21 protein-coding genes and 1 tRNA gene are annotated in these 25,811 nt (G+C 63.2%); 8 read left to right on the top strand and 14 right to left on the bottom strand.

Going from position 1 to position 25,811, the window contains the following annotated elements; genetic code table 11:
• The first annotated feature begins 29 nt into the window (after positions 1-29).
• The 6 genes from EI545_RS11230 to EI545_RS11205 are packed head-to-tail and all read left to right on the top strand — an operon-like array spanning position 30 to position 6,325.
• Positions 30-1,049, top strand: a complete 1,020-nt coding sequence (locus tag EI545_RS11230) for an ABC transporter substrate-binding protein (RefSeq protein WP_125325561.1) — start codon at positions 30-32, stop codon at positions 1,047-1,049.
• Positions 1,049-1,858 (top strand): ABC transporter ATP-binding protein, encoded by an 810-nt coding sequence (locus tag EI545_RS11225; RefSeq protein ID WP_125325560.1) that lies wholly within the window; start codon positions 1,049-1,051, stop codon positions 1,856-1,858. The genes EI545_RS11230 and EI545_RS11225 overlap by 1 nt, the downstream gene beginning before the upstream one ends.
• Positions 1,855-2,718, top strand: a complete 864-nt coding sequence (locus EI545_RS11220; protein ID WP_125325559.1) for an ABC transporter permease — start codon at positions 1,855-1,857, stop codon at positions 2,716-2,718. The genes EI545_RS11225 and EI545_RS11220 overlap by 4 nt, the downstream gene beginning before the upstream one ends.
• A gap of 3 nt (positions 2,719-2,721) precedes the next feature.
• A complete protein-coding gene (locus EI545_RS11215) occupies positions 2,722-3,789 on the top strand; it encodes an Ldh family oxidoreductase (RefSeq protein ID WP_125325558.1) in 1,068 nt (355 codons plus the stop codon).
• 35 nt (positions 3,790-3,824) lie between these two features.
• On the top strand, positions 3,825-5,354 hold the full coding sequence (locus EI545_RS11210; protein ID WP_125325557.1) for an acyl--CoA ligase: 1,530 nt from the start codon (positions 3,825-3,827) through the stop codon (positions 5,352-5,354).
• Positions 5,351-6,325, top strand: a complete 975-nt coding sequence (locus tag EI545_RS11205) for a 2-dehydropantoate 2-reductase (RefSeq protein WP_125325556.1) — start codon at positions 5,351-5,353, stop codon at positions 6,323-6,325. The genes EI545_RS11210 and EI545_RS11205 overlap by 4 nt, the downstream gene beginning before the upstream one ends.
• Positions 6,326-6,418: 93 nt before the next feature.
• Here the strand turns inward: EI545_RS11205 and mtgA are convergent, their stop codons facing one another.
• The 7 genes from mtgA to EI545_RS11170 all read right to left on the bottom strand — a co-directional run bounded on the left by mtgA (position 6,419) and on the right by EI545_RS11170 (position 16,750).
• Positions 6,419-7,186, bottom strand: a complete 768-nt coding sequence (mtgA, locus tag EI545_RS11200) for a monofunctional biosynthetic peptidoglycan transglycosylase (protein ID WP_125325555.1) — start codon at positions 7,184-7,186, stop codon at positions 6,419-6,421.
• A 45-nt stretch (positions 7,187-7,231) separates the two neighbouring features.
• On the bottom strand, positions 7,232-7,768 hold the full coding sequence (locus EI545_RS11195; RefSeq protein WP_125325554.1) for a DUF1269 domain-containing protein: 537 nt from the start codon (positions 7,766-7,768) through the stop codon (positions 7,232-7,234).
• A gap of 79 nt (positions 7,769-7,847) precedes the next feature.
• Complete coding sequence (gene gltB / locus EI545_RS11190) at positions 7,848-12,386, bottom strand: glutamate synthase large subunit (RefSeq protein WP_125325553.1); 4,539 nt, start codon at positions 12,384-12,386, stop codon at positions 7,848-7,850.
• A gap of 3 nt (positions 12,387-12,389) precedes the next feature.
• Complete coding sequence (locus EI545_RS11185) at positions 12,390-13,109, bottom strand: hypothetical protein (protein WP_125325552.1); 720 nt, start codon at positions 13,107-13,109, stop codon at positions 12,390-12,392.
• Positions 13,110-13,182: 73 nt separating this feature from the next.
• A complete protein-coding gene (locus tag EI545_RS11180; RefSeq protein ID WP_125325551.1) occupies positions 13,183-14,619 on the bottom strand; it encodes an NAD(P)-dependent oxidoreductase in 1,437 nt (478 codons plus the stop codon).
• Between the two features lie 160 nt (positions 14,620-14,779).
• Entirely contained in the window at positions 14,780-15,583 is an 804-nt protein-coding gene (locus EI545_RS11175; protein ID WP_125325550.1) for an undecaprenyl-diphosphate phosphatase, read from the bottom strand.
• 180 nt (positions 15,584-15,763) lie between these two features.
• Positions 15,764-16,750 carry a complex I NDUFA9 subunit family protein gene (locus EI545_RS11170; RefSeq protein ID WP_125325549.1) on the bottom strand — a complete coding sequence of 329 codons (987 nt, stop codon included), beginning with the start codon at positions 16,748-16,750 and terminating at the stop codon, positions 15,764-15,766.
• A 145-nt stretch (positions 16,751-16,895) separates the two neighbouring features.
• On the opposite strand from EI545_RS11170, the gene EI545_RS11165 reads away from it, so the two are divergent.
• Positions 16,896-16,980 (top strand) — tRNA-Leu (locus EI545_RS11165).
• A gap of 222 nt (positions 16,981-17,202) precedes the next feature.
• Positions 17,203-17,988, top strand: coding sequence for an FkbM family methyltransferase (locus EI545_RS11160; protein ID WP_125325548.1), 786 nt, complete (start codon positions 17,203-17,205; stop codon positions 17,986-17,988).
• Positions 17,989-18,087: 99 nt separating this feature from the next.
• Here EI545_RS11160 and EI545_RS11155 read toward each other — a convergent pair whose 3' ends face one another.
• From EI545_RS11155 to EI545_RS11125, 7 genes are all read right to left on the bottom strand, one after another.
• Complete coding sequence (locus EI545_RS11155; RefSeq protein ID WP_125325547.1) at positions 18,088-19,392, bottom strand: flavin monoamine oxidase family protein; 1,305 nt, start codon at positions 19,390-19,392, stop codon at positions 18,088-18,090.
• 21 nt (positions 19,393-19,413) lie between these two features.
• A complete protein-coding gene (locus EI545_RS11150; RefSeq protein ID WP_125325546.1) occupies positions 19,414-19,977 on the bottom strand; it encodes an MOSC domain-containing protein in 564 nt (187 codons plus the stop codon).
• Between the two features lie 175 nt (positions 19,978-20,152).
• Complete coding sequence (locus EI545_RS11145; protein ID WP_125325545.1) at positions 20,153-22,243, bottom strand: oxidoreductase; 2,091 nt, start codon at positions 22,241-22,243, stop codon at positions 20,153-20,155.
• A 3-nt stretch (positions 22,244-22,246) separates the two neighbouring features.
• Positions 22,247-22,942 carry a TetR family transcriptional regulator C-terminal domain-containing protein gene (locus EI545_RS11140; protein WP_164517272.1) on the bottom strand — a complete coding sequence of 232 codons (696 nt, stop codon included), beginning with the start codon at positions 22,940-22,942 and terminating at the stop codon, positions 22,247-22,249.
• A gap of 46 nt (positions 22,943-22,988) precedes the next feature.
• Positions 22,989-24,074 (bottom strand): ABC transporter ATP-binding protein, encoded by a 1,086-nt coding sequence (locus EI545_RS11135; RefSeq protein WP_125325543.1) that lies wholly within the window; start codon positions 24,072-24,074, stop codon positions 22,989-22,991.
• On the bottom strand, positions 24,071-24,892 hold the full coding sequence (locus EI545_RS11130; RefSeq protein ID WP_245989957.1) for an ABC transporter permease: 822 nt from the start codon (positions 24,890-24,892) through the stop codon (positions 24,071-24,073). Before EI545_RS11130 ends, EI545_RS11135 begins: the two co-directional genes overlap by 4 nt.
• Complete coding sequence (locus EI545_RS11125) at positions 24,893-25,801, bottom strand: ABC transporter permease (protein ID WP_245989955.1); 909 nt, start codon at positions 25,799-25,801, stop codon at positions 24,893-24,895.
• Between the last annotated feature and the right edge of the window lie 10 nt (positions 25,802-25,811).

The following is a 25,811-nucleotide window of genomic DNA, read 5'->3' as shown; positions in this document are numbered from 1 at the left end:
TGCTGAACAAACAATCGGGAGGAAATGACATGCTGAACAGACGTATCTTCAATGCCTTGATGGCCAGCGCTCTGGCGCTTGGGCTGACGGGTCCGGCCACGGCACAAGAGATGACCAAGGTCGTCTTCGTGCAGCCAAGCCCGTCCGCGATCAACTCGTTCAACGTCTTTGTCGCCATCGGCGAGGGCTTCTTTGCTGAAGAGGGCCTTGAGGTCTCGGTCGAGGCGATCAACGGCTCGGGCGCGGTGCTGCAGGCGCTCTCTTCGGGTCAGGCGATGTTCGGGCGCCCGGGCCCCGGCCCGGTGCTGGCCGCGCGTGGCCGTGATGTGGATGTGGTCTTCATCTACAACTTCGCCGCCAAGTCGAACTTTGGCGTGGTCGTCCCCGCAGACAGCCCGATCCAGACCCCGGCTGACCTGAAGGGCAAGGTCATCGGAACCGGAACCGCCGACGGCGCGGAAGTGGGCTTTGCCCGCAATGTGATGTCGGGCGCGGGCCTGACAGACGGCACCGACTATACCTTCCTGACCGTGGGTGATGGCGGCCCGGCCACGGCGGCCTTCTCCTCGGGTGAGATTGACGCCTATTCCGCCTCGACCGCCGACGCGGCGATCCTCAACCAGCGCGGCGTCGCGGTGCGGGAAATCACCCCGCCGGAATACATGCGCTTCTTCGGCAACGGCTTTGTCACGATGGGCGACACCATCCGCAACAATCCGGAGCTGGTGGAAAAGTTCGTGCGCGCCATCCACAAGGGCCATGTCTTTGCGCTTGACCCGGCAAACCGCGAAAAGGTGCTTGCGCATATGGCAGCAGGCAACCCGCAGGAAAGCGAAGACGCGGCCTTTGCAGCGGCCCTGTTCGATGCGGTGAAGGACAAGACCATTCCCGTCGACATGACCAACGGCCTTGGCTACCAGCCACCGGAAGTCTGGGAAGAATGGCAGGCCACGCAGATCGCCGGTGGTGAACTTGCCGGTCCCCTGCCGGACCTGACCGCCGCCTACACGAACGAGTTCACGCTCAAAGTCAACGGGAGCGCGAATTGATGTCGGCTGCCGCAGCCAAAACCCAGCCGGACGCCCTTCACGGGGCGCCGGTCTACCAGCTCAGCAATGTTGGCAAGACCTATGCCCGCAACGCGATCAAGGCGCTTGAAGGGGTCAACATGACCCTGACCAAGGGCAGCTTTTCGGCTGTCATCGGGTCAAGCGGCTGCGGCAAGTCTACCCTTCTCAAGATCATGTCTGGATTGATCCCGCCCTCCACCGGGCGGGTCGTCCTGCAGGGTAAGCCGGTTACCGGACCGCGCCGGGATATCGGCATGATGTTCCAGCAAGCCACGCTGTTTCCGTGGCGCACGACGCTGGAAAACATCGTCCTGCCGATCGAGATCCGCGATGGCAAGGCCGCCGCCAAGGCCGCGCAAACCCAAGCCCGCGCCTTGCTGGAACTTGTCGGCCTGAAAGGGTTCGAAAATACCTACCCATCCGAACTTTCCGGCGGCATGGCCCAGCGCGCGTCGATCTGCCGGATGCTGATCACCGAACCGGCTGTCCTTTTGCTGGATGAACCCTTCTCGGCCTTGGATGAATTGACCCGTGATTTCATGAACATGGAACTGCAGCGCATCTGCACGCAGCGTGAGGCGACCGCCTTCCTTGTGACCCATTCGATCCCCGAGGCGGTCATCCTGTCGGACGTGGTCTATGTGATGAAACCCCGCCCCGGCCGGATTGCCGAGGTGGTCGAGATCGATCTGCCCCGCCCCCGCACGCTCGACATGATGACCACACCCAAGTTCGGGGCCATGGTCGAACACATCCGTGGGCGGCTCGACAAGGAGGCGTTCATATGAGCAACCTTGAAAGAATTGCCGACAGCGCCGACGACGGTGGCGAAACCATCTGGACCGAAAAGACCGGCTGGCTTGATCGCGTGCCACGTTCGTTCAAGATGGCGCTGGTCTTTGTGATCTTCGTCCTGCTATGGGACATGGTCACCCGCTTCGGCTTTGTCAGCCCCATCATCCTGCCGACCCCGGCAGAAACACTGAAAGACCTGATCTTTGTCGGGCAGAACCTCCTCTCTGGCGATTACATGCTGGCCGCCCTGTGGATCACCCTGCTTGAGGTGTTCTACGGCTTCATCCTTGCCACCGCGATCGGGTTCTCCCTTGGCGTGATCGTCGGCGAAACCGCCTTTGGGGAAGAGGCGATCATGCCTTACCTCGTGGCCATCGACACCATGCCAAAGGTCGCCTTTGCACCCCTGTTCGTCGCGTGGCTGGGCTTTGACATCGACAGCAAGGTGGCGCTAGCGGCCTTCATCGCCACCTTCCCGATTGTCGTGGGAACAGCGGCAGGGCTTCACGCCGCGGACACCAACAGCCGCAACCTGTTCAAGACGATGGGTGCCAGCCGCTGGCAGACGCTGACCAAGATGAAGCTTCCCATGGCACTGCCGCAAATCTTCACCGGTCTCAAGATCGCTTCGGTCGGCGTCATGGCTGGCGCGATTACGGGTGAGTTTCTGGGCGGCGGCAAAGGCTTTGGCGAGTTGATCCGCACCGCCGCGTCGCAGCTGAACACACCTCGGGTGTTTTCGCTGATCCTGTATCTGTCCCTTGTCGGGATGGCGCTGTTCTCTTTCGTGTCCTGGATGCAGCGCCGTGTCGTCTTCTGGCAGAAGGACCGCGTGTCGGCAGGAAGCGAGTAGCCGATGAGCGGCCCAAGTACTGGCCCAAGCACCGGCGCTGTCGCGGCTGACCGCCTGGCACAGTTTGCAACCCGCGCCCTTGGCAGTCTTGGTGTCCCTGACAGGGACGCCAGCGCCGTCGCCGCCCTGATGGTCGAAGCTGACCTTCTGGGCTACGACACGCACGGCCTGTTCCGTCTGCGCCAGTATGTGAACCGCCTGCGCGACGGGGGGTGCAACCCCGTCGCCGAGCCACGGATCTTGCGTGAGACCGCGGCAACCGCCTTGGTTGATGGCGACAACGGGCTGGGCCATCTGGCACTGGCGATGGCGCGTGACCTTGCCATGGCCAAGGCCAGGACGGCGGGCATTGGCTGGGTCGGCGTACGGGGCGGTAACCATGCCGGCCCGGCTGCGCTGTATGTCCGCCCACAGGCCGCGGCGGGCATGATCGGCATTTGCGCGGCGGTCGGCAGCGCCAACCACGTGGCCCCCTATGGCGGGACTGATCTTCTGCTTGGAACCAACCCCATCGCCATCGCCACACCCGGCGGGGCAGACCCGTTCGTGCTGGACATGGCCACCACCGTCGCCGCTGTCGGCAAGATCAAGACCCTCGCCCAGCGGGGTGAGCCGATGCCGGAGGGCTGGATGGTCGGCCGCGATGGCAAACCACTCACTGACCCTAACCGCCGTGACGAGGGGTTCCTCCTGCCGATCGGCGGGGCCAAGGGCTATGGTCTGGCGATGGCGATCGGCCTTATGGCAGGGGTTCTGAACGGGGCCGCCTTCGGGTCGGATGTGGTGGATTTCACCACCGACACCACCAGCCCGACCAACACCGGACAGTTTGTTGCCGCCATCGACATCGCTGCGTTTGGCGATCCGGACCTCTTCACTAAGGCCGCATCCCGCATCTTTGCCGAGATGCGGGCCTCGACCCCGCTCCCCGGCCATGATCCGGTCCGCGTGCCCGGCGATGGGCGCGAGGCGGCGCGTGCGGCACGACTGGCGGATGGCATCGCCCTGCACCCCGCCCTTCTTGCCGAACTGGACCGCATCGCAAACGACCTTGCCATTGCGCCCCTTTAGGCCCGACAGTTCCTCCACCCAAGGCAGGTGACCCAATGACCCAAACGCTTTCCGCCCTTCTGGCCGCCGCCAACCCGGAAGCCCCCGCAATTGGCGCGCCTGACCGGCCGTGGCTGACCTATGCAGGCCTTGCCGCGCAATCGACCGTTACCCGCGCAGCCCTGCACGGCGCGGGCGTGGGACGTGGCGACAGGGTGGCAATTGTCCTGCCGAACGGCCCAGAGATGGCCTCGGCCTTCGTATGCATCGCGCAGGGTGCCGTCACCGCGCCGCTGAACCCGGCCTACAAGCTGGATGAATTCGACTTCTATCTGTCCGACCTGAAAGCCAAGGCCATCGTCCTGCCTGCCAGTTATGACGGGCCCGCGCTGGAGGCTGCGGAGAAGCATGGCCTTGTGGTCCTGCGCCTTGACTTCGCGTCGACCGACCCCGCCGGTTCCTTCACCTTGACGGCAGAAGGGACAACTGCAGCCTCTGCCGATACCGCCATGCCCGATGCCGACGACATCGCGTTGATCCTGCACACCTCGGGCACCACGTCGCGCCCCAAGATCGTGCCGCTGTTGCAGCGCAACGTCGCGGCCTCGGCCTTGCATATCCAGCAATCGCTGGCGCTGGAAGCGGGTGACCGCTGCCTGAACATGATGCCGCTGTTTCACATCCACGGCCTGATCGCCGCCGTTTCGGCCAGCCTTGCCGCCGGGGCCAGCGTCTGGTGCGCGCCGGGGTTTGATGCGGTGCGCTTCTTCGGCTGGCTCGATACCGCGCGGCCTTCTTGGTATACGGCGGTGCCGACGATGCACCAGACCATCCTGCAGCGCGCACCCCGCAACGCTGATATCATCGCCCGCGCGCCCTTGCGGTTTCTGCGCTCCTCCTCGGCCAGCCTGCCTGCGCAGGTGATGCTGGAACTTGCCGCCACCTTCAACGCCCCGGTGATCGAAGCCTATGGCATGACCGAGGCTGCGCATCAGATGGCCTCGAACCCGCTGCCACCCCGCGCCCAGAAGCCCGGTGCCGTGGGTATTGCCGCCGGTCCGCAGCTGCGGATTGCCCATGAGGTTGAGAACCATCTTCTGGACAGCGGCATTGGCGAGGTCGTGATTTCCGGCCCGAACGTGACCCCCGGCTATGAGGGCAACCCGGACGCTAACGCCAAGTCGTTCTTCATGGCAGAGGGCCTGCGCTGGTTCCGCACCGGCGATCAGGGCTCGCTGGACGATGAAGGGTATCTGACCCTGACGGGCCGCCTGAAGGAGATCATCAACCGCGGCGGCGAAAAGATCAGCCCGCTTGAGGTGGATGGCGTCCTGATGGACCACCCGGCGGTGCAGCAGGTTGTGACCTTTGCGATGCCGCATGACAAGTTGGGCGAAGAGGTTGCCGCCGCCGTGGTCCTACGCGATGGCCAGACTGCGGATGAGGCGGCCATTCGCGCCTTTGCCGCCACCCGGCTTGCCGCCTTCAAGGTGCCGCGCCGGATCGTGATCCTGCCGGAAATCCCGAAAGGTGCCACGGGCAAGCTGCAACGCATCGGCCTTGCGCAGAAGCTGGGGCTGGCATGAAGATCTGCATCTTTGGCGCCGGGGCCATCGGCGGCTATATGGGGGCGAAACTTGCCGCCGTGGGGGCCGATGTGTCACTGGTCGCGCGGGGGCCACATCTGGCTGCGCTGCAATCCAAGGGCCTGACCCTGATCGAGGAGGGCAAGGCCACGACCCTCAAGGTCCGCGCGACGGACGATGCCCGCACGCTTGGCCCGCAAGACTATGTGATCCTGACGCTCAAGGCCCATTCGGTTCCCGCGGTCGTTGGCCAGATCACCCCGCTTCTGGGCGACGACAGCACGCTGGTCAGCGGCGTCAACGGCGTGCCGTGGTGGTACTTCCACCGCCTTGGCGGGCCACTGGAAGGCACACGCCTGCAATCGGTCGACCCCGGCAATGCGCAGTGGGACGGGTTCGGCCCCGACCGCGTGCTGGGCTGCGTCGTGTACCCGGCGGCTGAGGTGTCGGAGCCCGGCACCATCACCCATGTCGAAGGCAACCGCTTTTCGCTGGGGGAACCTTCGGGCGAAAAATCCGCCCGCGCCCTGCGCCTGTCCGAAGCCCTCACTGCCGCTGGCCTCAAGGCCCCCGTCCGCCCGCGCCTGCGCGACGAGATCTGGGTGAAGCTTTGGGGCAACCTGTCCTTCAACCCGATCTCGGCCCTGACCCATGCCACGCTGGACGTGCTTTGCACTGACCCCGGTACCCGATCTGTCGCGCGTGCGATGATGGTCGAGGCGCAGGTGGTCGCCGAAAAGCTTGGCGTGACCTTCCCGATTGACGTTGACCGGCGGATTGACGGTGGGGCTGCCGTCGGGGCCCATCGCACGTCGATGCTGCAAGACCTGCTGGCCGCCCGCCCGATGGAGATTGAGGCGCTGGTCGGTTCGGTGGCCGAGCTTGGCAGGCTGACCGACACGCCAACCCCGACCATCGACACGGTTCTGGCCCTGATCCGACTGCGGGCCAAAGTGGCGGCGCAGAGCTAGCGACCTTCGCCCTTGGTCCCAAGCTCCGGAGCCTGCGAGCAGAGCCACATCCGTCTTCGGGTGAGTGCAGGCACGTCCACTGGCGCTGTACCGTCAGCCCTCGAAACAGGCGGAGCGTCCGTCAGCCGCGATGGTTTCCGCGCCCGAGATGATGCTGCGCGTCCGGCTGCGGACAAAGCTTGACGGCTCGGATGCGCTTCGGCCCTTGGGGTCGGGCAAGACGGCGGCAAGGCGGGCAGCTTGCAGGGCGCTGAGGTCGCGGGCATCCACGCCGAAATGGTGCTGCGCTGCCGCCTGCACACCAAAGACGCCCTCATCAAACTCGGCCACGTTCAGATAGACCTCAAGGATACGCTCTTTCGACCAGACAAGTTCGACCATGGGCGTCAGGATCGCTTCCATTGCCTTTCGGGCATAGCTGCGTCCGTGCCAAAGGAAGACGTTCTTCACGACTTGCTGGCTGATCGTCGAAGCGCCCCGGTTGCTGCCTGCTTCGATCGCCTCGCGGATTGCGGCCATGTCGAAGCCCCAGTGGTTGCAGAAATTCGCATCCTCTGCCGCCACGGCCGAACGACCCATAACCGGGGCAATTTCTTCCCAGCTGACCCAATCCTTGTCGATTGCGCCCAAGCGCCAAACCTCACCCAATTGGTAAAAGTTGATCGGCGGCGGGACAAAGCTGAACAGCAGGATCAGAACGGCATAGACAGCGGCGACACCGCCCAGAAACCGCGAAACCCATTTCGCCAGCACCCGCCAGAGGCGCGGCTTTGGCACAGCTGCAGCCTCGGCCTTTGGCTTGCGTTTCCGCTTTGCGGGGCCCTGCTTTTCAGAGGGGGTCGGGTCGCTTTTTTCGCTCATGCGGGACGTTAGACGCGGGCGGCTGCGCCCCGTCAAGAGCAAGGCCTACTTCCGCCCGCCGCCAAGCTGATCCTGTGGCCACTGCATCGGCGGCACCTTTTCAAGGAATTTCTTCAATCCGGCCTCTGCCTCATGGCTAAGCGAGGTGTGGATCACGCGGCCCTTTTCACGGAAGGGTTCCAGCCGTTCCAGAACCTTGTCCGTCGTGATCTTGCGGATCAGCATTCCGACCGCAGCGCCACCCTTGTCCAGGCTGCTGCCCACGTCGCGCAGGAATTTGTCGTCAATGCCGATGTCGCTGAACTTGCCCGCCAGCGCCCCGGCCCCTGCCCCCACTGCCGCGCCCACGAGGGGGTTGAGGAACAGGATACCGATCAGCGTCCCCCAGATCCCGCCGCCAATCGCCCCGCCGGTGGTCAGGTTGATCGACTGGTTCAGCGTCACCTTGCCTGCTTCGTCCCGGGTGACAACGACGACGTCCTCCATCTCGATGAGATACTGCTTTTGCAACAGAACCAGTGCTTCGGCCGCGGCAAAGGCGGTCGCCTCATCCGGGAAGGCAACGATGATCAGGTCAGACATGGCTTCCTCCTGAAATGGGGCCGCCGCACATGGCGACGACCCCGTTTATCACACCCAAAGCGGTTTGAGCAGCCGATTCCTACTCAGCCGGCACTTTCGCCACTTCGTCGCTGAGAGGATAGGCCAAGCGGCTGAGCATCTCTTTCGGGCAGACTTGGATGAAATTCAGCCGCTCGATGTCCCAATTGGCAAGGATGCGTTCGGCAAGCCGCGATCCGGTTTCCTCAACATGGCGGGTGATCAGGCCTTTCAGCTGCATTTCCCAATGCGGGTGGCCGACAGCGCAGGTCAGGATCGTTTCCTGGTTCATGAAATCCTCGGCCACGCCCTTCGGGTCGTAGACATAGGCCATGCCCCCGGTCATCCCGGCACCAAAGTTGGCCCCGATCCGGCCAAGGATCACCGCCACGCCGCCGGTCATGTATTCACACCCGTTCGACCCGCAGCCCTCGACAACCACGCTGGCGCCGGAGTTCCGCACGGCAAACCGTTCCCCCGCCCGCCCGCTGGCGAACAGGAAGCCATCGGTCGCACCATAGAGCACGGTATTGCCGATGATCGTGTTCTCTTCTGCCTTCAGGGGTGAGGACATCAGCGGCCGCACGGTGATCGTGCCACCCGACAGGCCCTTGCCAACGTAGTCGTTGGCATCGCCCTGCACTTCCAGCTTAAGGCCGCGCACCGAGAATGCGCCCAAAGACTGCCCGCAAGACCCGGTCAGCTTGACCGTCAGGTGGTCAGGCTGCAGCGCGTTGCGCATCCCGAACTTCTTGACGATATGGCTGCTGGCCCGCGTCCCGATGGTCCGCAGCGTGTTCCGCACCGCGTAGGACAGCTGCATCTTTTCGCCATCCTCGAAGAAGCGATGCCCGTCGCGGATGATGTCGGCGTCCAGCGTGTCCGGCACGGCGTTCCGGGGTTTGGAGCGGTCATAGGTGATCCGCTGCGCGCCATCGACGCTGATCAGCATCGGGTTCAGGTCAAGGTCATCAAGGTTGGCAGCGCCGCGCGAAACCTGGGTCAGCAAGTCCGCCCGACCGATGATTTCATCCATCGACCGCGCGCCTATGCTGGCAAGGATCTCCCGCACTTCCTGGGCATAGAAGGTGATGAGGTTCACCACCTTGTCCGCCGACCCCGTGAACTTGGCCCGCAGCGCCTCGTTCTGCGTACACACACCCACCGGGCAGGTGTTGCTTTGGCACTGGCGCACCATGATGCAGCCCATGGCGATCAGCGCGGCGGTCCCGATGCCGTACTCCTCGGCCCCGAGCATCGCCGCCATCACGATGTCCCGCCCGGTCCGCAGACCGCCATCGGTCCGCAGCGTCACCCGCTCGCGCAGGTTGTTCATCGACAGCACCTGATGCGCCTCGGTCAGGCCCATTTCCCACGGCAGGCCCGCATACTTGATGCTGGTCGCCGGGCTCGCGCCCGTGCCGCCGTTATGTCCGGAAATCAGGATCACGTCGGCTTTGGCCTTCGCCACGCCCGCCGCGATGGTCCCGACGCCCGAAGACGACACCAATTTCACCGTCACCTTGGCACGTGGGTTGATCTGCTTCAGGTCGTAGATCAGCTGGGCGAGGTCTTCGATCGAATAGATGTCGTGGTGCGGCGGTGGGCTGATCAGCGTCACTCCCGGGGTGCTGTGCCGCAGCCGGGCAATCAGCGCCGTGACCTTCATCCCCGGCAGTTGCCCACCCTCACCGGGCTTCGCCCCTTGCGCGACCTTGATCTCAAGCTCTTCACAGGCGTTCAGGTACTCTGCCGTAACGCCAAAGCGCCCGGACGCCACCTGCTTGATCTTGGCGCTTGGGTTGTCGCCGTTCGGTTCCGGCACGAAATGGGCCGGGTCCTCGCCGCCCTCACCAGAGTCGCTCTTTGCACCAATCCGGTTCATCGCCACGTTCAGCGTCTTGTGCGCCTCAGGGCTCAACGCCCCCAAGGACATGCCCGGCGTCACGAAGCGTTTGCGGATCGAGGTGATCGACTCCACCTCCTCAATCGGCACCGGCTTGCCCAGCGTCTTGATGTCCAAGAGATCCCGCAGGTGGATCGGCGGATTGGCCCGCATTGCAGCCGAGTACTGCTTCCACAGATCATAGCTGGCCCGGTCGCAGGCCGATTGCAGCATATGCATCGTCTGCGCTTCCCAGGCATGCTTTTCGCCCGACCGCCGCGCCTTGTAGAAGCCGCCAATCGGCAACACATCCGCCCCACCGCGCCAACCGCGCGCGTGGACCTCTTCCAGTTTCTGCTCCACCCCGGTCAGGCCGATGCCGGAGATACGGCTTTGCATGCCGGGGAAGTATTCCGCCACCATCGCGCGGCTAAGCCCCACCGCTTCAAAGTTCAGCCCGCCGCGGTAGCTGGAAACGACCGAGATCCCCATCTTCGACATGATCTTCAGCAAACCCGCGTCGATGGCATCGCGGTAGCGCCGCATGGCATCGGTCAGGCTGCCTTCCAGCAGGCCCCGCTCAATCCGGTCAGCAATCGAATCCTGCGCGAGATAGGGGTTTACCGTCGTCGCCCCCGACCCGATCAGCACGGCGAAGTAGTGCGGATCAATGCATTCAGCCGACCGCACGTTGATGCTGCAGAATGTCCGCAGACCCTTGCGCGTCAGCCAGCTGTGCACGGCTGAGGTGGCAAGGATCATCGGCATCCCCACCTTCTCTGGCCCCTGATGTTCGTCGGTCAGGACCAGCTGCCCGGCACCCGACCGGACGGCATCCTCCGCCTCGGCCCGAATACGTTCAAGCCCGACGCGCAGGTCATCCAGGGAAGGCCCGACCGGGAAAGTGCAGTCGATGAAGGCCACCTGATCACCGAAGCGGTCCACCATCACCTCAAACTCGCGGTTCGCAAGGAAGGGGCTTTCCAGCACCAGAATTTCCGTCTGGCTGGAGGATTCATCCAGCACGTTCTTCAGGTTGCCGAACCGGGTCTTCAGGCTCATCACCCGGCCCTCACGAAGGCTGTCGATGGGCGGGTTCGTCACCTGGCTGAAGTTCTGGCGGAAGTAGTGGCTGAGCGGCCGGTAGACGTTGGACAGCACCGCAGGCGGGGTGTCGTCGCCCATCGACGCGACCATTTCCTTGCCGTCCTCGGCCATCGGGGCCAGAACCTGTTCCAGTTCCTCTACCGTGAACCCTGCCGCGATCTGCCGCTTGCGTAGTTCTGATCCGGCAAACACTTGCGTTTCGGGGACGTCCTTCAGCAGCGCGTTCAGATCGACAATCTTGCCCACCCAATCCGCATAGGGTTGTGCGGCGGCCAGTTTGTTCTTCATCTCGACGTCGTGGTAAAGTTTGCCCTCGGTCATATCGACGGCGATCATCTGCCCCGGCCCAAGCGCGCCTTTTTCCCGAACGGTGCTTTCGTCGACCGGCACCATCCCGGCTTCAGACCCGGCAATCAGCATCCCGTCGCCTGTCACCACATAGCGCATGGGGCGCAGGCCATTCCGGTCCAGCCCGCCGCAGACCCAGCGGCCGTCGGTCATTGCCAGTGCGGCCGGGCCGTCCCAAGGCTCGATCACCGAGTTGCAGTAGGAATACATGTCCGCCCAGGCCTGCGGCATGTCGGTCGTGGCCTTAGACCACGCCTCAGGCACCAACATGGTCTTGGCCAAGGGCGCCGAGCGCCCCGACCGCACCAGCACCTCAAACACCGCGTCCAGCGCACCCGAGTCGGACGTCCCTGACGGGATGATTGGCTTGATATCCTCAGCCGCCTCGCCAAAGTTGTTGGAGGCCATGCGGATTTCGTGGGACTTCATCCAGTTGACGTTGCCCTTCAGCGTGTTGATCTCGCCGTTATGGGCCAGCATGCGGAATGGCTGGGCCAGCCACCACTGCGGGAAGGTGTTGGTGCTGTAACGCTGGTGGTAGATCGCGAAGGCGCTCTCAAACCGTTCGTCCATCAGGTCGGGGTAGAACACCGCCACCTGTTCAGCCAGCATCATGCCCTTGTAGATGATGCTGCGGCAGGACAGGCTGCACAGATACATCCCCTGGATATGCGCGGCCAACGCCGCCTTCTCGATCCGGCGGCGGATGATGTACAGTTCGCGCTCAAACGCCTCGGCGTCGATGTCCTTGTCGCAGCGGATCAGGATCTGTTCAATCTCGGGCCGCGTTGCATTGGCCTTGTCACCAAGGACCGAGGTGTTCACCGGCACATGCCGCCAGCCGTAGATGTAATGCCCCATCCGCAGCACTTCGGCCTCAACGATGGTGCGGCAGCGTTCCTGCGCGCCAAAGTCGGTGCGCGGCAGGAAGACCTGACCAACGGCGATCAGTTTGCCCATGTCGGGCTCATGGCCGGTGCGGCGGACCTGGTCGTAGAAGAACTTGACCGGGATCTGCACATGGATGCCCGCGCCGTCGCCGGTCTTGCCATCGGCATCGACTGCGCCCCGGTGCCAGACCGCCTTCAGGGCGTTGATCCCGTTCTCCACAACCTTGCGGCTGGGCTTGCCAGAGATGGACACCACCAGCCCCACGCCACAGGAGGAATGTTCATCCTCGGCCTTGTAAAGTCCGTTCGCATCCAGCCAGGCGCGCTTTTCTTCTTCGGCCTTTACCCAGGCGGCATCATACTTGGTCATGGCTCACTCCTTAAGGCTGGCTGGCAGAATGGGGGTTTGGGCGGGCATTGCCCCGGCGGACAACACGTCACAATCATACTTTGGCTGGGTCTCAAGAAACCCTTCCTCGCCCGGAAAGATGAACTCTACCGGGCTGCCGTCAATCGGCCGCCACTGGCCATCGCCAAGGTCGGTTTCCCCCGGTCCAGCAAAGAACAGGCGCCAATCAGGGTGGATATACTCATTCCCACGCGCCCGGCGGAGGGTGTTACCCATCACGTCGGTCTCGATGAAATCGACTTCGGTTTCCTGCAAAGTGATGCCGTCGATTGTCACGGTCTTGCCGGTCAGCCGGTCATAGCCCTTGGCCCCGCTGGCCGAGCCATCATCGCGCGTCATTCCGAAATCCCAAGTGTCGATACCGCTGGCCAGAAGCTCGGAAAAGCTGGCGCTGTCCGCGCGTACCGGGTCCAGCACCTGCCGGACCGTAGGGTTGAGGGTGTAGCTTTCGACCCACTGCCCCTCACTGTCGATGCGGGAATAGAAGAACACGCCTTCCTGATCGAAATCCGCGCGCCATTGGTCACCCGCAGGGTCGGCGGCACAGCGATAGTGGTTCGAGACCCGGCACGCCTTGGCCTGTACGGTCATGAACACCTCGCACCCCTCTGGCGCGGTCCAGTTGCCGGCAAGGATGGGGGACGCCGGGGCGATCATCAGGGTCAGGATCAGTAGTTTCCGCATCACCGTTTCACCTTGGGTCGGGGACCCATCCGTAAGATTGAGTTCTTCTGTGTCTTCCGTTCGCCGATTTCGGCTACTCCGCTGCCACTGCCCCGGTCTGATTCAGATACCCAAGGATCGCATCGGCAGCCTCACGCCCGTCGCGGATGGCCCAGACCACAAGCGATGCGCCCCGCACGATGTCGCCTGCCGCATAGACGCCCGGCAGGCTGGTTTCGTGGGTACGGAAGTCAGCCTTGATCGTGCCCCAGCGGGTGACCTTCAGTTCTGGCACGCCCCAGAGGGTCGGCAGCGCCTCCGGCTCGAACCCAAGGGCCTGAATGACCAGATCGGCGGGTTCGACATAGTCGGCGCCTTCGATGATCTCTGGGGTTTGGCGACCTGTGGCGTCCGGTGCGCCAAGGCGCATTTTCTGGACCATCACGCCGTCAACCTCAATCCCGCCGGTGAAGCCTTTGGGGGCAGAAAGCCACACGAATTCAACGCCTTCTTCCTCGGCATTCTGCACTTCGCGCTGGGACCCCGGCATGTTCGCCCGGTCACGGCGGTACAGGCATTTGACTGACAACGCCCCCTGCCGGATCGCCGTACGCACGCAGTCCATCGCGGTATCGCCGCCGCCGATCACTACCACGCGCTTGCCTAGGGCGTTCAGCTCACCGCTGTCGTACTCGGGCACGTCATCGCCAAAGCCGTGACGGTTGGATGCGGTCAGATAGTCCAGCGCCTTGACCACGCCCCGCGCGCCCACACCTGGCGCTTCGATGTCGCGCGATTTGTAGACGCCGGTGGCGATCAGGACCGCGTCATGCTGGCCACGGATCGCATCAAAGGTGATGTCATCGCCCACATTGCAATTGGCCACAAACTGCACGCCGCCCTGCGCAAGTTGGTCAATGCGTTGCATCACAACGGGTTTTTCCAGCTTGAACCCCGGGATGCCATAGGTCAGCAGGCCCCCCGCGCGGTCATAACGGTCATAGACGGTGACCTGCACGCCCTGCCGCCGGAGCACATCTGCCGCCGCAAGGCCCCCCGGCCCCGCGCCGATGATACCCACGCTTTCGGGGCGTTCGGCATGTGGGCGGATCGGCTTGACCCAGCCTTCTTCCCAAGCGGTGTCGGTGATGTATTTCTCGACCGCGCCGATGGTGACGGTGCCGTGGCCGGATTGTTCGATCACGCAATTGCCTTCGCACAGACGGTCCTGCGGGCAGATGCGGCCGCAGATTTCCGGGAAGGTATTGGTGGCCTGCGAAATCTCATAGGCCTCTTGCAGGCGGCCCTCGGCGGTCAGCTTCAGCCAGTCGGGGATGTTGTTGTGCAGCGGGCAATGCGACTGGCAGTAGGGCACGCCACACTGGCTGCAGCGCCCGGCCTGTTCCGCAGCTTTCTGGTCGGCGTATTCGCGGTAAATCTCATGGAAATCCTGCGCGCGCGCCGACGGGTCACGCTTTTCGGGCATTTCCTTGCCCAGAGTGACGAACTTCAGCATCTTCTGCGTGGCCACGGCTGCGCCTCCCAAGCGGACTATCGGGAGCGCCTTCCTACAGCCCTTCAGAAAACAATAAAAGTCAGTACAGTTGACCTAATTGTAGGTTTTTTACTGAGTATGACAGGAAAGCTGACATTTCTGAGCCACAATAGGTCAGCATTGGTTCCAGACTTCATCAGAACCCAAAGGAAAGCGCCACGAGGGCGGCTGTTCCCACGATGATTCGCCACCAACCGAACAGGGAATAACCGTTGCGGCTGATGTAGCTTAGCACCCAACGCACCACGAGAAGCGCTGTCACGAAGGCCACGGCGAAGCCGACGGCGATTTCCCAGATCGCGCCGAAGTCCAGCAGGTCACGGGACTTGTACAGATCGTAGGCGACCGCCGCCCCCATGGTGGGCAAGGACAGCAGAAACGAAAACTCGGCCGCCGCGCGCTTTTCGACGCCCATCAGCAAGGCCCCGACAATGGTTGCGCCAGATCGCGAGACCCCGGGGACCATCGCAAGGCATTGGCAAACGCCAATGGCCAGCGACTTGCCAAGCGGCAAGGCAAGCGCATCGTGGTGGACCGGTGCGGGGGCAATCCGGTCGATGACAAGCAGGACGACCCCCCCAAGGATCAGCATGACGGCTATCAGCTTCGGCGTTTCGAAAAGCACGGTCTTGATGAAATCATGCGCAAGAAGGCCCACCACCACTGCGGGCAGAAACGCAAGGATCACCGACAGGATGGACCGCCGTGCCGCCGCATCATGGAGCGCGCGCAGAAGCAACCGCATCACCAGTGCCGCATAAACCGAGGTAAGCGCCAGGATCGCGCCAAGCTGGATCACCACCTCAAATGTATTGCCCTTGGAGTCAAACCCAAGGAAATGCCCCGCCAGCAGCAAGTGCCCGGTCGAGGAGACAGGAAGGAATTCCGTCAGACCTTCGAGAAGGCCAAGAAACGCAGCGATGAGGGTGGTGTTTTCCATGTTCTACCTGTCACGCAGCCGTTCGGCATGCAGCTTGCCATCGGGTAGCACCACGCCCCGCATCTCGGCCTGATCGACGATTAACGTGGCGCCGTAGATTTTGGCATCTGCAGTGAATGAAAGATATGCCGACCATCGCCGGCCCGGCCAGCAGTCCCAGCGCAAGGACGGCGCGGAGCATCACGTCTTCTTCAGGTTCTTCGCCGAATCCTTGATCGCGGCATACTGGCCCGACGGGCGATAACGCCAGAGATATTCCGGCAAAACCGCCTCCATTGCGGTGGGGCTGATGCCCAGGTCGGCAAATCCCTTCGCACCCGGCGACACCACATTGTCGCGCGCAAGGTTCTTGACCTGGTCACGGGTAATCATCTTGTTTTCGATCAGCCCCAGCGTCACCGCCTGCAGCATGTCAAAGCCAGAGCCCATGATCCGCGCCACGAAGAACGGCACATTCACGATGGCGCGGCGGCGTTGGATCACCCTCAGCATCCGCTCCATCAGCCCACGGAACGTATCGACCTCGGGCCCGCCGAGTTCGTATATGCCCGGCGCGGCCTGACCAAGCACAGCCTTGACGGCGGCCTGCGCCACGTCATCGACGTAGACGGGCTGAAACCGGGACTCCGCCCCTACCACGGGCAGAACCGGACCCATGCGCGTCATTGCGGCAAAGCGGTTGAAGAAGCCATCCTCGGTGCCAAAGATGATCGACGGGCGCAGGATCACCGCAGAGGGGAAGGCAGCCAGAACGGCGGCCTCTCCCTCGGCCTTGGTGCGGGCGTAGTCGCTGTCGGACGCGGCATCCGCCCCGATGGCCGAGATCTGGACCAGCTGCCCCACACCTTCGGCTGCAGCCATGCGGGCAATGCGCCCCGGGCCTTCGGTTTGCACGGCGTCAAACGTGTTCTTGCCGGACCGGTTCAGAATCCCGACACAGTTCACCACTGCATCCGCCCCGTGGATCATGGCACGAACGCTGGCGTCGTCGCGGATGTTGCAGACCAGCGGTTCCACTTGACCGGGTGTGCCATAGGGCTTGACGAACAACGCCTCATTCGGGCGACGGACGGCCACGCGGACGCGCCACCCCTCTTTCGCCATGCGGCGGGCGATGTAGCGGCCGACAAAACCCGAACCGCCGAAGATGGTGACAAGCTTGCTCATCGCAAAAACCCCTGCCCGCAGGCGCCGGAAACTGCGCGGATGAATACCCCCCACGCCTTGGCCCGGCAAGGCAAAACCGGAGCGGCGAATTTTGCAGCGCGGGCCGTTGACTTCGCCAGACGGGGTCGTTACATCGCCCATCAGTGCCCAGATGGCGGAATTGGTAGACGCACTGGTTTCAGGTACCAGCGCTGCAAGGCGTGGAGGTTCGAGTCCTCTTCTGGGCACCATAACTACCAGAAAAACCCCGCAACCAGCAATGGTTGCGGGGTTTTTGCTTTGGTGTCAGCCTCTCCCACAGCGTGGCACTGACCGGGGTCCCGCATCGCAAGGGCGACCAGCGCAAGCCGACACGCCCCGGACGGATAGGGGGTCAAATTTGGGGACCTTGCTATCAGGGCGCTTGCTGGCCGATAGTCTGGTGAAGTCCTTCTGACAGGGGAGCCAGCGGCTTGCCCAGAACCATTACGGTTGGGAACATTACCTATCTTGTCGAAATTGGTGCGCACAGGCGCTTTTGGGAACGCATGCTTCGCAGTGACTGGGAACCTGAAACCTTTGCGATTTTCGACAAGCACATTGGGAGCCGAAGTCTGTTTTTGGATGTCGGAGCATGGATCGGCCCCACAGCGCTTTATGGGGCCCAACTTGCAGACCGCTGCATCGCCTTCGAACCGGACCCTGTAGCGTTCGCCGAACTCCGTGCAAACGTCGCAGCCAATGCGGATCAGGAATGGGCGCATCGGTTGGAGATTCATGAATGTGCCATCAACAAGGATGGCGCATCCTTCACCTTGGGGGGGAGTGCTGAGGGCGCAGATTCGACGTCCAGCGCGCTGCTTCCGGATCGTGAAAGCCAGTGGACCGTGCGCGCGACGCGGCTTCAGGACGTGTTGGCACTCCATCGAAAGCCGGGCCAGCCAGTCTTCATCAAGATTGATATCGAAGGCGGTGAGTATGACCTGTTGCCAACAATCCGAGACGTGTTTGCAGATCCACTTGTGACGGCCTACATCTCGTTCCACCCCTCCATTCTTTCCGAGTCCGCGACCCTGCGGAATGAAGCCGGGCATGCGCAGGAAATTTTCGTCGATCAGCATATGGCAGCCATCGAAAGCCTGCCTTGGACGCGCAGCATCACAGCGCGAGACGGTTCAGTGATTGACAGGGCGGCCCTCGAAGACGGGGTCGAGGGGCGAGCCTGGTTCCCAAGGGAGATCCTGATCAGCGCGCCCTGAGCTACACGAGCGGTAGAGGCCGGGCCGCAGCGATACCGGCAATCTGCACCGGGGTGTGATGCTGCGGGACCTGTCTGCAGGCGGATCTGGTGGGTCGCATCACGCCACCGACGAGCTGCCGTGCAGAATCAGCTTGGCGGCGCGGCGGCCTGTCATCAGCGCGCCATGCACAGTGGCTGCATGATCCTGCGAGGTGGCCTCCCCGGCGAAAATCAGTCGCCCGCCCCAGTCGGTGCCGAACAGGGCCTTCCTGTCACGCCAACTGGTGCCAACCGACTGGAAGGAATAGGACCCTTGGGCATAAGGATCTTGTCGCCAGCGACTGATCTGGCTGCCCAGCGGTGCCGGGATGGACGTGCCGAACATCGCCCGAAGTGCCTCCATCGCCGAGGCGGTGGTGGCGCGGTCGTCCAGAAGTTCGATCTCTTCCGCCATGGCTGCGGCGTTGAAGCCGACCAGAAGTGGCTGGCCGGTCGCTGTCAGATAGCTTGTCCAGTCGGCCCAAAGGGTTTGGACGCTGCCGAGGAAGTGAATCCAGTCTGTGCCATTTGGCCAGAAGGCCCGGTCAAATCGCAGCACACATTTGTTCAACAGACCCATTCCAAGGCTGTCGATGGCACGCTGGCGCTTTCGCTTCAGGGGTTCGGCAAAGCGAATACTGCCGGACTGCAACACGCCAAGCGGCACCGTGACAACAGCACGATCCGCGCGATGGGTGCCACGAGTGGTCGTGATCTGTACCCCAGCGCCCTTCGGCGCGATGTCCGTGACAGGTTCGGACAGCCGCAGATCAAGCCCCCGCGCCAGATGCCCCACGATCGGGCCGTATCCGGGGGTCAGAATTGCCTCCGGCCCGGGGAAATCCTTGCCGTCATCGTAGTGCCACGCTGACAGCCGATCCCAGTCGCCAGAATATTCGTGTTCGATCCGCGAGTTGATCGCCAGCCGTAGGCCATGCCGCGCATCTGAGGACAACGCCTGCCAGTGTGGGTGTGACTCGACCGCCTGGCGAAGCGAGACATCATTCTCCAGATCCTCGACTCCCGCGCGCGCCGCCTGCACGATGGATTGCGCCTGCTTGACCATTGGCAAGAGATCGACCCGCTGGCCTGCCTGATCAATCGCCATGGACCGCTTGTAGCTGGTCTTTGTCAGCGCAACGCCCGTCTTGTCAGCCAAAACTGTCAGCGGATTTCCTTTGGTGCCATGCACCCAGGCGGCACCCATGTCGGCCGGCAAATCGCTCCACAGCGAACTGGTGTAGGTGCGCCCGCCGATGCGATCCCGGGCTTCGATGACGGCCACATCAACGCCCGCTGCACGCAGGGCCCGGGCCGCGCCAAGGCCTGCGATCCCGGCACCAAGAACCAGAACCTTCCCCGGATGGCCCTGTGTCTTAGCCATGGGCAAGGTCCCTTTTCAGCATCAAAGGCGCCTGACGCGGTCGCCAAGGCGCACAACGCCGTCCTGTTCGACCGAGCAGAACAGCCCGCGCAACCGCAACGGTGCGGCTGCGGGGGCGGTGATCCAGTTATATGCGGCCCGGCCGTGGCGGACCTTCCATTTCACGCAGCCATCGTTCGGAACGTCGCTGATCCGCAGGATCGCGGTGCCGACGGACAAGAGAGTGCCCTCCGGCAGGTTCTCTTCGGTCAGGGTCATGTCGACCACGATATTGTCACCGGGGTGGGCGATCTGGTCCCGCTCGCGCCAGACAAGTTCCAGCACACGCCAGGGCAGGATCGACACCTGAATGCGGGGGTCGGGGCTGCCGTCGGCCAGTTCCAGCCACGGACGCGCCATTTCAAAGTCACCCACGACGCCAGCGGCCCGCGTCAGGGCAAGGCTTTCGGGGAAGGTGCGCGCATTGGGCTTCGGCCTTGCACACAGAAGTCGCACGGGTCCGGCATCGCGCGGTGCCGATAGCACATCTGGAAGGGCGGCCGCCAACTCCTCCGCGGTGACCGGGTTCACCGGGGTCTTGCTCATGGCTGATCCCCTTGAAGCAGGCGCTGGTGGCGCGCAGTGCAACTGGCACAGGTCGCGGCTTCGGTGCCAGAGGCCGCTGCGGAACGCGGCCCCGGCCACCGTTCCGACAGGACTATCCCCGCCAGAAGGAAAAGGCCACCCATCGCGACAAGGGCTGCACTGCGTTGGGGCAAGGTCATTCCGCGGCCCGCGCCCAATGCGGCGGCGGGATATGCCCGACGTCGATCTTGTCGTGCCGCAGGGGAAGGTCGACATCCACGCTGCGGTCCAGGTTCTGCGCATAGCGATGCCCGGCATATGTAGCCGCTGCGATGATCGCAGGCGCTTCGCAGTCGCCGATCCGTGTCAGAGTGAAGGGCAGCGTGGCATGGCTGCCATCGGGGGCATAGCGCAGGGACGTGTAAAGATCGTCGACCGGCGCGCGCTGACCAACAAGCACAAGACTGACGGCGGACAGAACGGTTTCGCGGCCTGAATACTCGCAGGCAAGGGTTACGTCCCGGCCATCAAACCATGACAGACCCTGCGACGTGACCAACCGGATGCCTTTCGCCATCAGATGCGCCGGAACCCGCCACCCCTCGCCGGTGTTCTGCGCCCATGGCGACACGCGATCTGACGGGGTGACCAATGTCACGTCGATCCCGGCTGCCTGCAATCGTTCCGCAATGACGCCGCCCATGTAGTACCCATCGGCATCGAAAACGACCGTGGGGCCCAAAGGCAGGCGCCCTTCCATGATGTCATCCGGAGTCAACACCGTGGTGCTGTCTTCCGCAATCGCCGTGAACCGCTTGCCCGAGAACAGGTCGCGCCGCCAGCGCGCGCCCGTGGCAAGGCAGACGTGATCCGCCCCGAAAGCAAGCACATCCTCGGCGGTCAGTCGGCTTTCGCGAAACACCTCGACATTGGGCATCCTGGCGATCTGCCCTTCGCGGTAGTCGCGTACCCGGATGTATTCCCGCATCCCCGGCAGTTCGGACTCACGCAGCACACGGCCCCCCAGCACGCGGCCGGCCTCTGCCAGCGTCACCCGGTAGCCGCGCAGCCCAAGCGCGCGCGCCGCCTCAAGCCCGGCAGGCCCGGCCCCCACGATCAGCACCTGCCCGTCCGACCCCTTGGTGCGGATCGTCTCGGGGTGCCAGCCCTGCCGCCATTCTTCGCCCATCGTGGGGTTCTGCGTGCAGCGGATCGGCAAAGCCAGACTGTCGCCCGAGTAGCAGACATTGCAGCCGATGCATTCGCGAATATCCTCAACCCGGCCCTCTTCGATCTTCCGTGGCAGGAAGGGATCGGCAATCGACGGGCGGGCCGCGCCGATCAGGTCGGTGATGCCGGACCGGACCATCCGCACCATCGTGTCGGGTGAGGTGAAGCGGCCAACCGTGACTACCGGCTTTGTCGTTACGGACCGGACAAAGGACATGTAAGGTTCAAGTGCACCTTCCTTGGCAAAGCGCGACGGACCCATTTCCAGCGAATAGTCGGCAATGTTGATATCCCAAAGATCGGGCATTTCCGCCATCAAGGTCAGCATCTCGCGCCGTTCGCCGGTGACGGGTTGACCGTCCTCCTCGGCCCGCTCGTCGGCAGCAAAGCGCACGGCGACGGCGCAGCGGTCGCCCACCGCCTCCTTCGTTTCCTCGATCAGTTCGCGCACCAGACGGGTCCGGTTGAACAGGCTGCCGCCATATTCGTCAGAACGCGTGTTCGTTTCTGGATCAAGGAAATGCGCCAGAAGGTAACCGTGCGTGGCATAGACGTACACGATGTCGAACTCGGCCGCCTTCGCCCGAAGGGCCGCGTTGCGGTGCCAGCGGCGAAAGTCGCGGATGTCCTGCTTGTCCATCGCCCGGGTCTGGAACGGATGCCCGACAGAATTCGGCATTTCAGCCACGTCAAAGGGCACTAGCCGCGTGGCAAGATTGGCCGAACGCGCGCCACCAAACCACAGCTCGCACCCGGCCAGCGCGCCATGCGCGTGGACCTTGTCCGTCATCAGCCGGTGCGCACGGACATCGCTGTCATCCCAGATCGTTGCCGAGATGTGGAGCTGGTCATCAGACGCCGGGTGGATGGAGCAGTATTCGGTGTTGACCACACCCCAGCCACCCTCGGCCTTGACACCCCGCATTTCGGCCAATGTGCGCGGACGCACCCAGCCCATGCCTGTGCAATGCGGCACCTGATAGAAGCGGTTCTTTGTCGTCACCGGCCCAAGTTTCACCGGTTCGAACAGGATGTCATAGCGAGGATCACGCGGCATCGGTCACACTCTGGGTTTGCTGGTCGTCGTGTCACGCGTGGCCACGGTCTGCGGGACCGCGATCTGCGATGGGAACAAGGCCGCCAGATGCTCGATCGCGCGTTGCCGACAGGCAAGGCGCTTGAAGTCATCGGGGTAAAGCAGAAGGTTCAGCCACAGGCCGTCGTAGAACGCCTCAAGTCCCAGGGCCGTCTGCCGGGCATCATGATGTGGCGCCCCGGAAGCCCGCCCAAGGCTTTCAATCATCGCAACCGTCGCCTCAAGCCGTTCTTCATCCATGCTGCCGACGATCCGCCGGTAAATGTCCCTCGCGCCTGCATCGCCCCAAAAGGCGAACCACACCGCCAGCTTCTCCCGGTCGCAACTGCGCGGGTGAAACCGCGCGTCGACAAGGGCAATCAGCCGTTCGGACGCGGTCAGCGTCGCATCGGCGTTCCGCGTCTGCCAAAGCGTCCGCTCCTCATCGGCCAGATGCTGCAAGACCGCTTCGAAAAGGCGCTCCTTGCTGTCGAAGTAGAAGTTCGCCAGCCCGATTGACGTGCCAGCGATTTCGGTGACGCGGGCCATGGTGGTCCCCGACAGCCCGAACTCGGCGATCGAGGTGATGGTCGCTTCGATCAGGGTTTGTCGCCGCTCGGCCTTGGCCAACGCACGCCGGGTTTTTGGGGCTTCGGGTTGCAGATTGTCGTCAGTCGTCATGGCTGGCTGTCCTGTTCGGGTTCTGCGTGTGATCCATCCGCGTGGGTCATTCAGGGTCAAGCACGGTGATTGCATCCGGTTCCCAGGTCAACCAAACCGGCATCCCTTCACCCATGGCCCAGGGATCGTCGGTGCGGCTGCGCCCGGCGGCAACAGCGACCGGGGCCGTTCTGCCTGCAACGTCGACATGCAGAAGTTGCCGCCCGCCCAGATACTGCCGCGCGACAAGCCTGCCCTGAACCCTAGCTTCGGGGGGCGCTTCGGGGGCTGAGGCATGCAGCACCAGATCTTCCGGCCGGATCGCAACAAGCAGACGGTCGCCTTCGCGCCGCGGCCGGTCTTGGGGCTTCAGCGTGTGGTTTCCCAACCCTTCGATCACGGCCGACATTGCGGTTCCCTGAACGTGAACAGTCGCGTCGAAGAAGTTCATCGTGCCTACGAACCCGGCGACCTGGCGGTTGCAGGGGTGGTCATACAGCCGCGCCGGCGTATCCACCTGGATCACGGAACCATTGGCCATCACGGCCACCCTGTCAGACAGGGTCAGCGCCTCTTCCTGATCATGGGTGACAAGGATGAAGGTGATCCCCATCCGCCGCTGCAAACGGCGCAACTCCAACTGCATCTGTTCGCGCAACTGCTTGTCCAGCGCGCCCAGCGGTTCGTCCAAGAGCAAGACCTTGGGCTTCAGGATCAAGGCGCGGGCCAATGCCACCCGCTGCATTTGCCCACCGGAAAGCTGGTTTGCGCGGCGGTCGCCGTAGCCGGGCAGTGCGATCAGGTCGAGCATTTCGTCTACCATCTCGACCTGCCGGGCCCGCGGAATCCGCAGGCGCTGCAGCCCGTAGGCGATGTTGTCACGCACGTTCAGGTGCGGGAAGATCGCGTAGTTCTGGAAGACCATGTTGATCGGACGAAGATGCGGCGGCAGATCCTGCATGGCCGTGCCGTCGATGATGATCTCGCCCGATGTCACACCCTCGAACCCGGCGATCATGCGCAGAAGCGTGGTCTTTCCAGACCCGGACGCCCCAAGCAGCGCGAAGAACTCGCCCGCTTTGATGTCCAGCGACACGTCGCGCACGGCCTGCACCCGGCCAAACGACTTGCTGACGTTGCGAACCTTGATCATCGCATTTCTCCGGCGCGCGCCGCTTGTCCGACCCGGCCAAGGCGCAAGCTGATGAAGACAAGCACAAAGCTGAACCCAAGGATCAGCGTCGAAAGCGCCAGAAGCGACGGGAAGTCCTGTGGAAAACGCAGCTGCCCCCAGATGTACATCGGCAGGGTCGTTTCCGTGCCGCTCAGGAAGAAGGCCATGAAAAACTCATCAAAAGAGATGGTGAAGGTCATCAGCAAGCAGGCCAGTATCGCCGGAAAGTTGCACGGAAAGGTCACACGCCAGAAGGTCCGCCACGGCGGCTCGCCCAGGTCGGCCGAGGCTTCTTCAAGCGACCGGTTGAAACCGATGAAGCGTGGCAGCAGCACGCTGATCGCGTAGGGCAGGCAGATGACCATATGCCCAAGCGCCACGGTGAACAGCGAAAGCGTGATCCCCAAGCGGTTCAGAAGCCCAAGCAAGGCAACGCCAAGGATCAAACCCGGCAGCACCAACGGCAGCATGAGAAAGCCGACAGCCGGCGCCTTTCCCGGCATCCGGTAGCGTACGATCGCAAGGGCTGCAGGCACCGCCAGCAGGGTCGACAGCAAGCTGACGACCGTCGCCACCTTGACGCTGTTGAAGAACGCCCGCTGCAGCGGTTCACGATGCCAAAGCTCGGCGTACCAGTCGAAGGTGAAGCCTTCGAGCGGGAACTTCACATAGACACCGGAATTGAAGGAGAAGATCGGAATGAACAGGATCGGCAGGTACAGGACAAACGCGAACAGTGCGGCATAAACGGCAAGCGGCCGGTTGGTGCGGTGAAAGCCCGTGTAGCGCGCCATCATCTACCTCCGGACCAAACGGTCAAGCAGCAGGAAGGCCAAGCCGGCCAACCCGATGGTCAGGATCATGACCACAGCAAGCGCTGCTCCGGCTGGCCAGTTGTTCATCGGGCCGAACATGGCCTGGATCAGATTGCCGATCAGCATTCCATCCGGTCCCCCCACCATTGCCGGGGTGATGTATTCGCCCACCGTAGGGACGAACATCATGATGCAGGCCGCCACGACGCCCGGCAATGACAGGGGAAACGTGATCCGCCAGAACCGTCGCGCCGGGCTGTCGCCAAGGTCCGCCGCGGCCTCAAGATAGGTGCGGTCGATCTTTTCTAGGCTGACGTAGATCGGCAAAATGGCGAAGGCCGCCCAGGAGTGGGCCAGAACGATAGTCACGGCGGTCTGACTGTACAGCAAGGCCGCAACCGGTTGCTCGACGACGCCCAAGCCCAGCAGCGCGGTGTTCAACACGCCCTCGTACCCCAGAACGACCTTCCACGCGAAAACGCGCAGAAGATAGCTTGTCCAGAAGGGCAGTGTCATCACGATAAGCCACAAGGCCTTGTGGCGGTAGGTGTGGAACGCCACGAAATAGGCCATCGGATAGCACAGGGCGACGGTGACAAGGGTGGCGGTTGTGGCAACGGCAAGCGACCGGCCGATCAACACCCCGAACATGGGATTCTCCACCATCGCGGTGTAATTGCCGATGCCGGGCGTTGTGACCATGTCATAGCCAGACAAGGACCATGTGCTCATCACCACGGTCATGCCCAGAGGAAACAGGATCGCCGCCGCCATCAACGTCAAGGCCGGCGCCAGAAGCAGATACCCCCGCCAAGCCTCGTGCCGGTGCAGAAAGCGGGTCAACGCACGCGGCGGTACGGCGGCCATGGCACTGTGATCGGCAAGGGTCATGCCGGGTCAA

Origin of the sequence: Tabrizicola piscis (genome assembly GCF_003940805.1) — a bacterium.
GTDB classification, from domain to species: Bacteria; Pseudomonadota; Alphaproteobacteria; order Rhodobacterales; family Rhodobacteraceae; genus Tabrizicola; species Tabrizicola piscis.
The sequence above is the reverse complement of the archived record's forward strand: the minus strand, read 5'-3'. Positions and strand labels throughout refer to the sequence as shown.

Bases quoted from the DNA above. Each gene is read 5' to 3' on its own strand.
- EI545_RS11185 (WP_125325552.1), bottom strand. From the start codon at position 13,109: ATGCGGAAACTACTGATCCTGACCCTGATGATCGCCCCGGCGTCCCCC.
- EI545_RS11220 (WP_125325559.1), top strand. From the start codon at position 1,855: ATGAGCAACCTTGAAAGAATTGCCGACAGCGCCGACGACGGTGGCGAA.
- EI545_RS11225 (WP_125325560.1), top strand. From the start codon at position 1,049: ATGTCGGCTGCCGCAGCCAAAACCCAGCCGGACGCCCTTCACGGGGCG.
- EI545_RS11195 (WP_125325554.1), bottom strand. From the start codon at position 7,768: ATGTCTGACCTGATCATCGTTGCCTTCCCGGATGAGGCGACCGCCTTT.
- EI545_RS11210 (WP_125325557.1), top strand. From the start codon at position 3,825: ATGACCCAAACGCTTTCCGCCCTTCTGGCCGCCGCCAACCCGGAAGCC.
- EI545_RS11130 (WP_245989957.1), bottom strand. From the start codon at position 24,892: ATGATGGCGCGCTACACGGGCTTTCACCGCACCAACCGGCCGCTTGCC.
- EI545_RS11135 (WP_125325543.1), bottom strand. From the start codon at position 24,074: ATGATCAAGGTTCGCAACGTCAGCAAGTCGTTTGGCCGGGTGCAGGCC.
- mtgA (WP_125325555.1), bottom strand. From the start codon at position 7,186: ATGAGCGAAAAAAGCGACCCGACCCCCTCTGAAAAGCAGGGCCCCGCA.
- gltB (WP_125325553.1), bottom strand. From the start codon at position 12,386: ATGACCAAGTATGATGCCGCCTGGGTAAAGGCCGAAGAAGAAAAGCGC.
- EI545_RS11230 (WP_125325561.1), top strand. From the start codon at position 30: ATGCTGAACAGACGTATCTTCAATGCCTTGATGGCCAGCGCTCTGGCG.
- EI545_RS11175 (WP_125325550.1), bottom strand. From the start codon at position 15,583: ATGGAAAACACCACCCTCATCGCTGCGTTTCTTGGCCTTCTCGAAGGT.
- EI545_RS11145 (WP_125325545.1), bottom strand. From the start codon at position 22,243: ATGCCGCGTGATCCTCGCTATGACATCCTGTTCGAACCGGTGAAACTT.
- EI545_RS11155 (WP_125325547.1), bottom strand. From the start codon at position 19,392: ATGGCTAAGACACAGGGCCATCCGGGGAAGGTTCTGGTTCTTGGTGCC.
- EI545_RS11215 (WP_125325558.1), top strand. From the start codon at position 2,722: ATGAGCGGCCCAAGTACTGGCCCAAGCACCGGCGCTGTCGCGGCTGAC.
- EI545_RS11205 (WP_125325556.1), top strand. From the start codon at position 5,351: ATGAAGATCTGCATCTTTGGCGCCGGGGCCATCGGCGGCTATATGGGG.
- EI545_RS11150 (WP_125325546.1), bottom strand. From the start codon at position 19,977: ATGAGCAAGACCCCGGTGAACCCGGTCACCGCGGAGGAGTTGGCGGCC.
- EI545_RS11170 (WP_125325549.1), bottom strand. From the start codon at position 16,750: ATGAGCAAGCTTGTCACCATCTTCGGCGGTTCGGGTTTTGTCGGCCGC.
- EI545_RS11140 (WP_164517272.1), bottom strand. From the start codon at position 22,942: ATGACGACTGACGACAATCTGCAACCCGAAGCCCCAAAAACCCGGCGT.
- EI545_RS11125 (WP_245989955.1), bottom strand. From the start codon at position 25,801: ATGACCCTTGCCGATCACAGTGCCATGGCCGCCGTACCGCCGCGTGCG.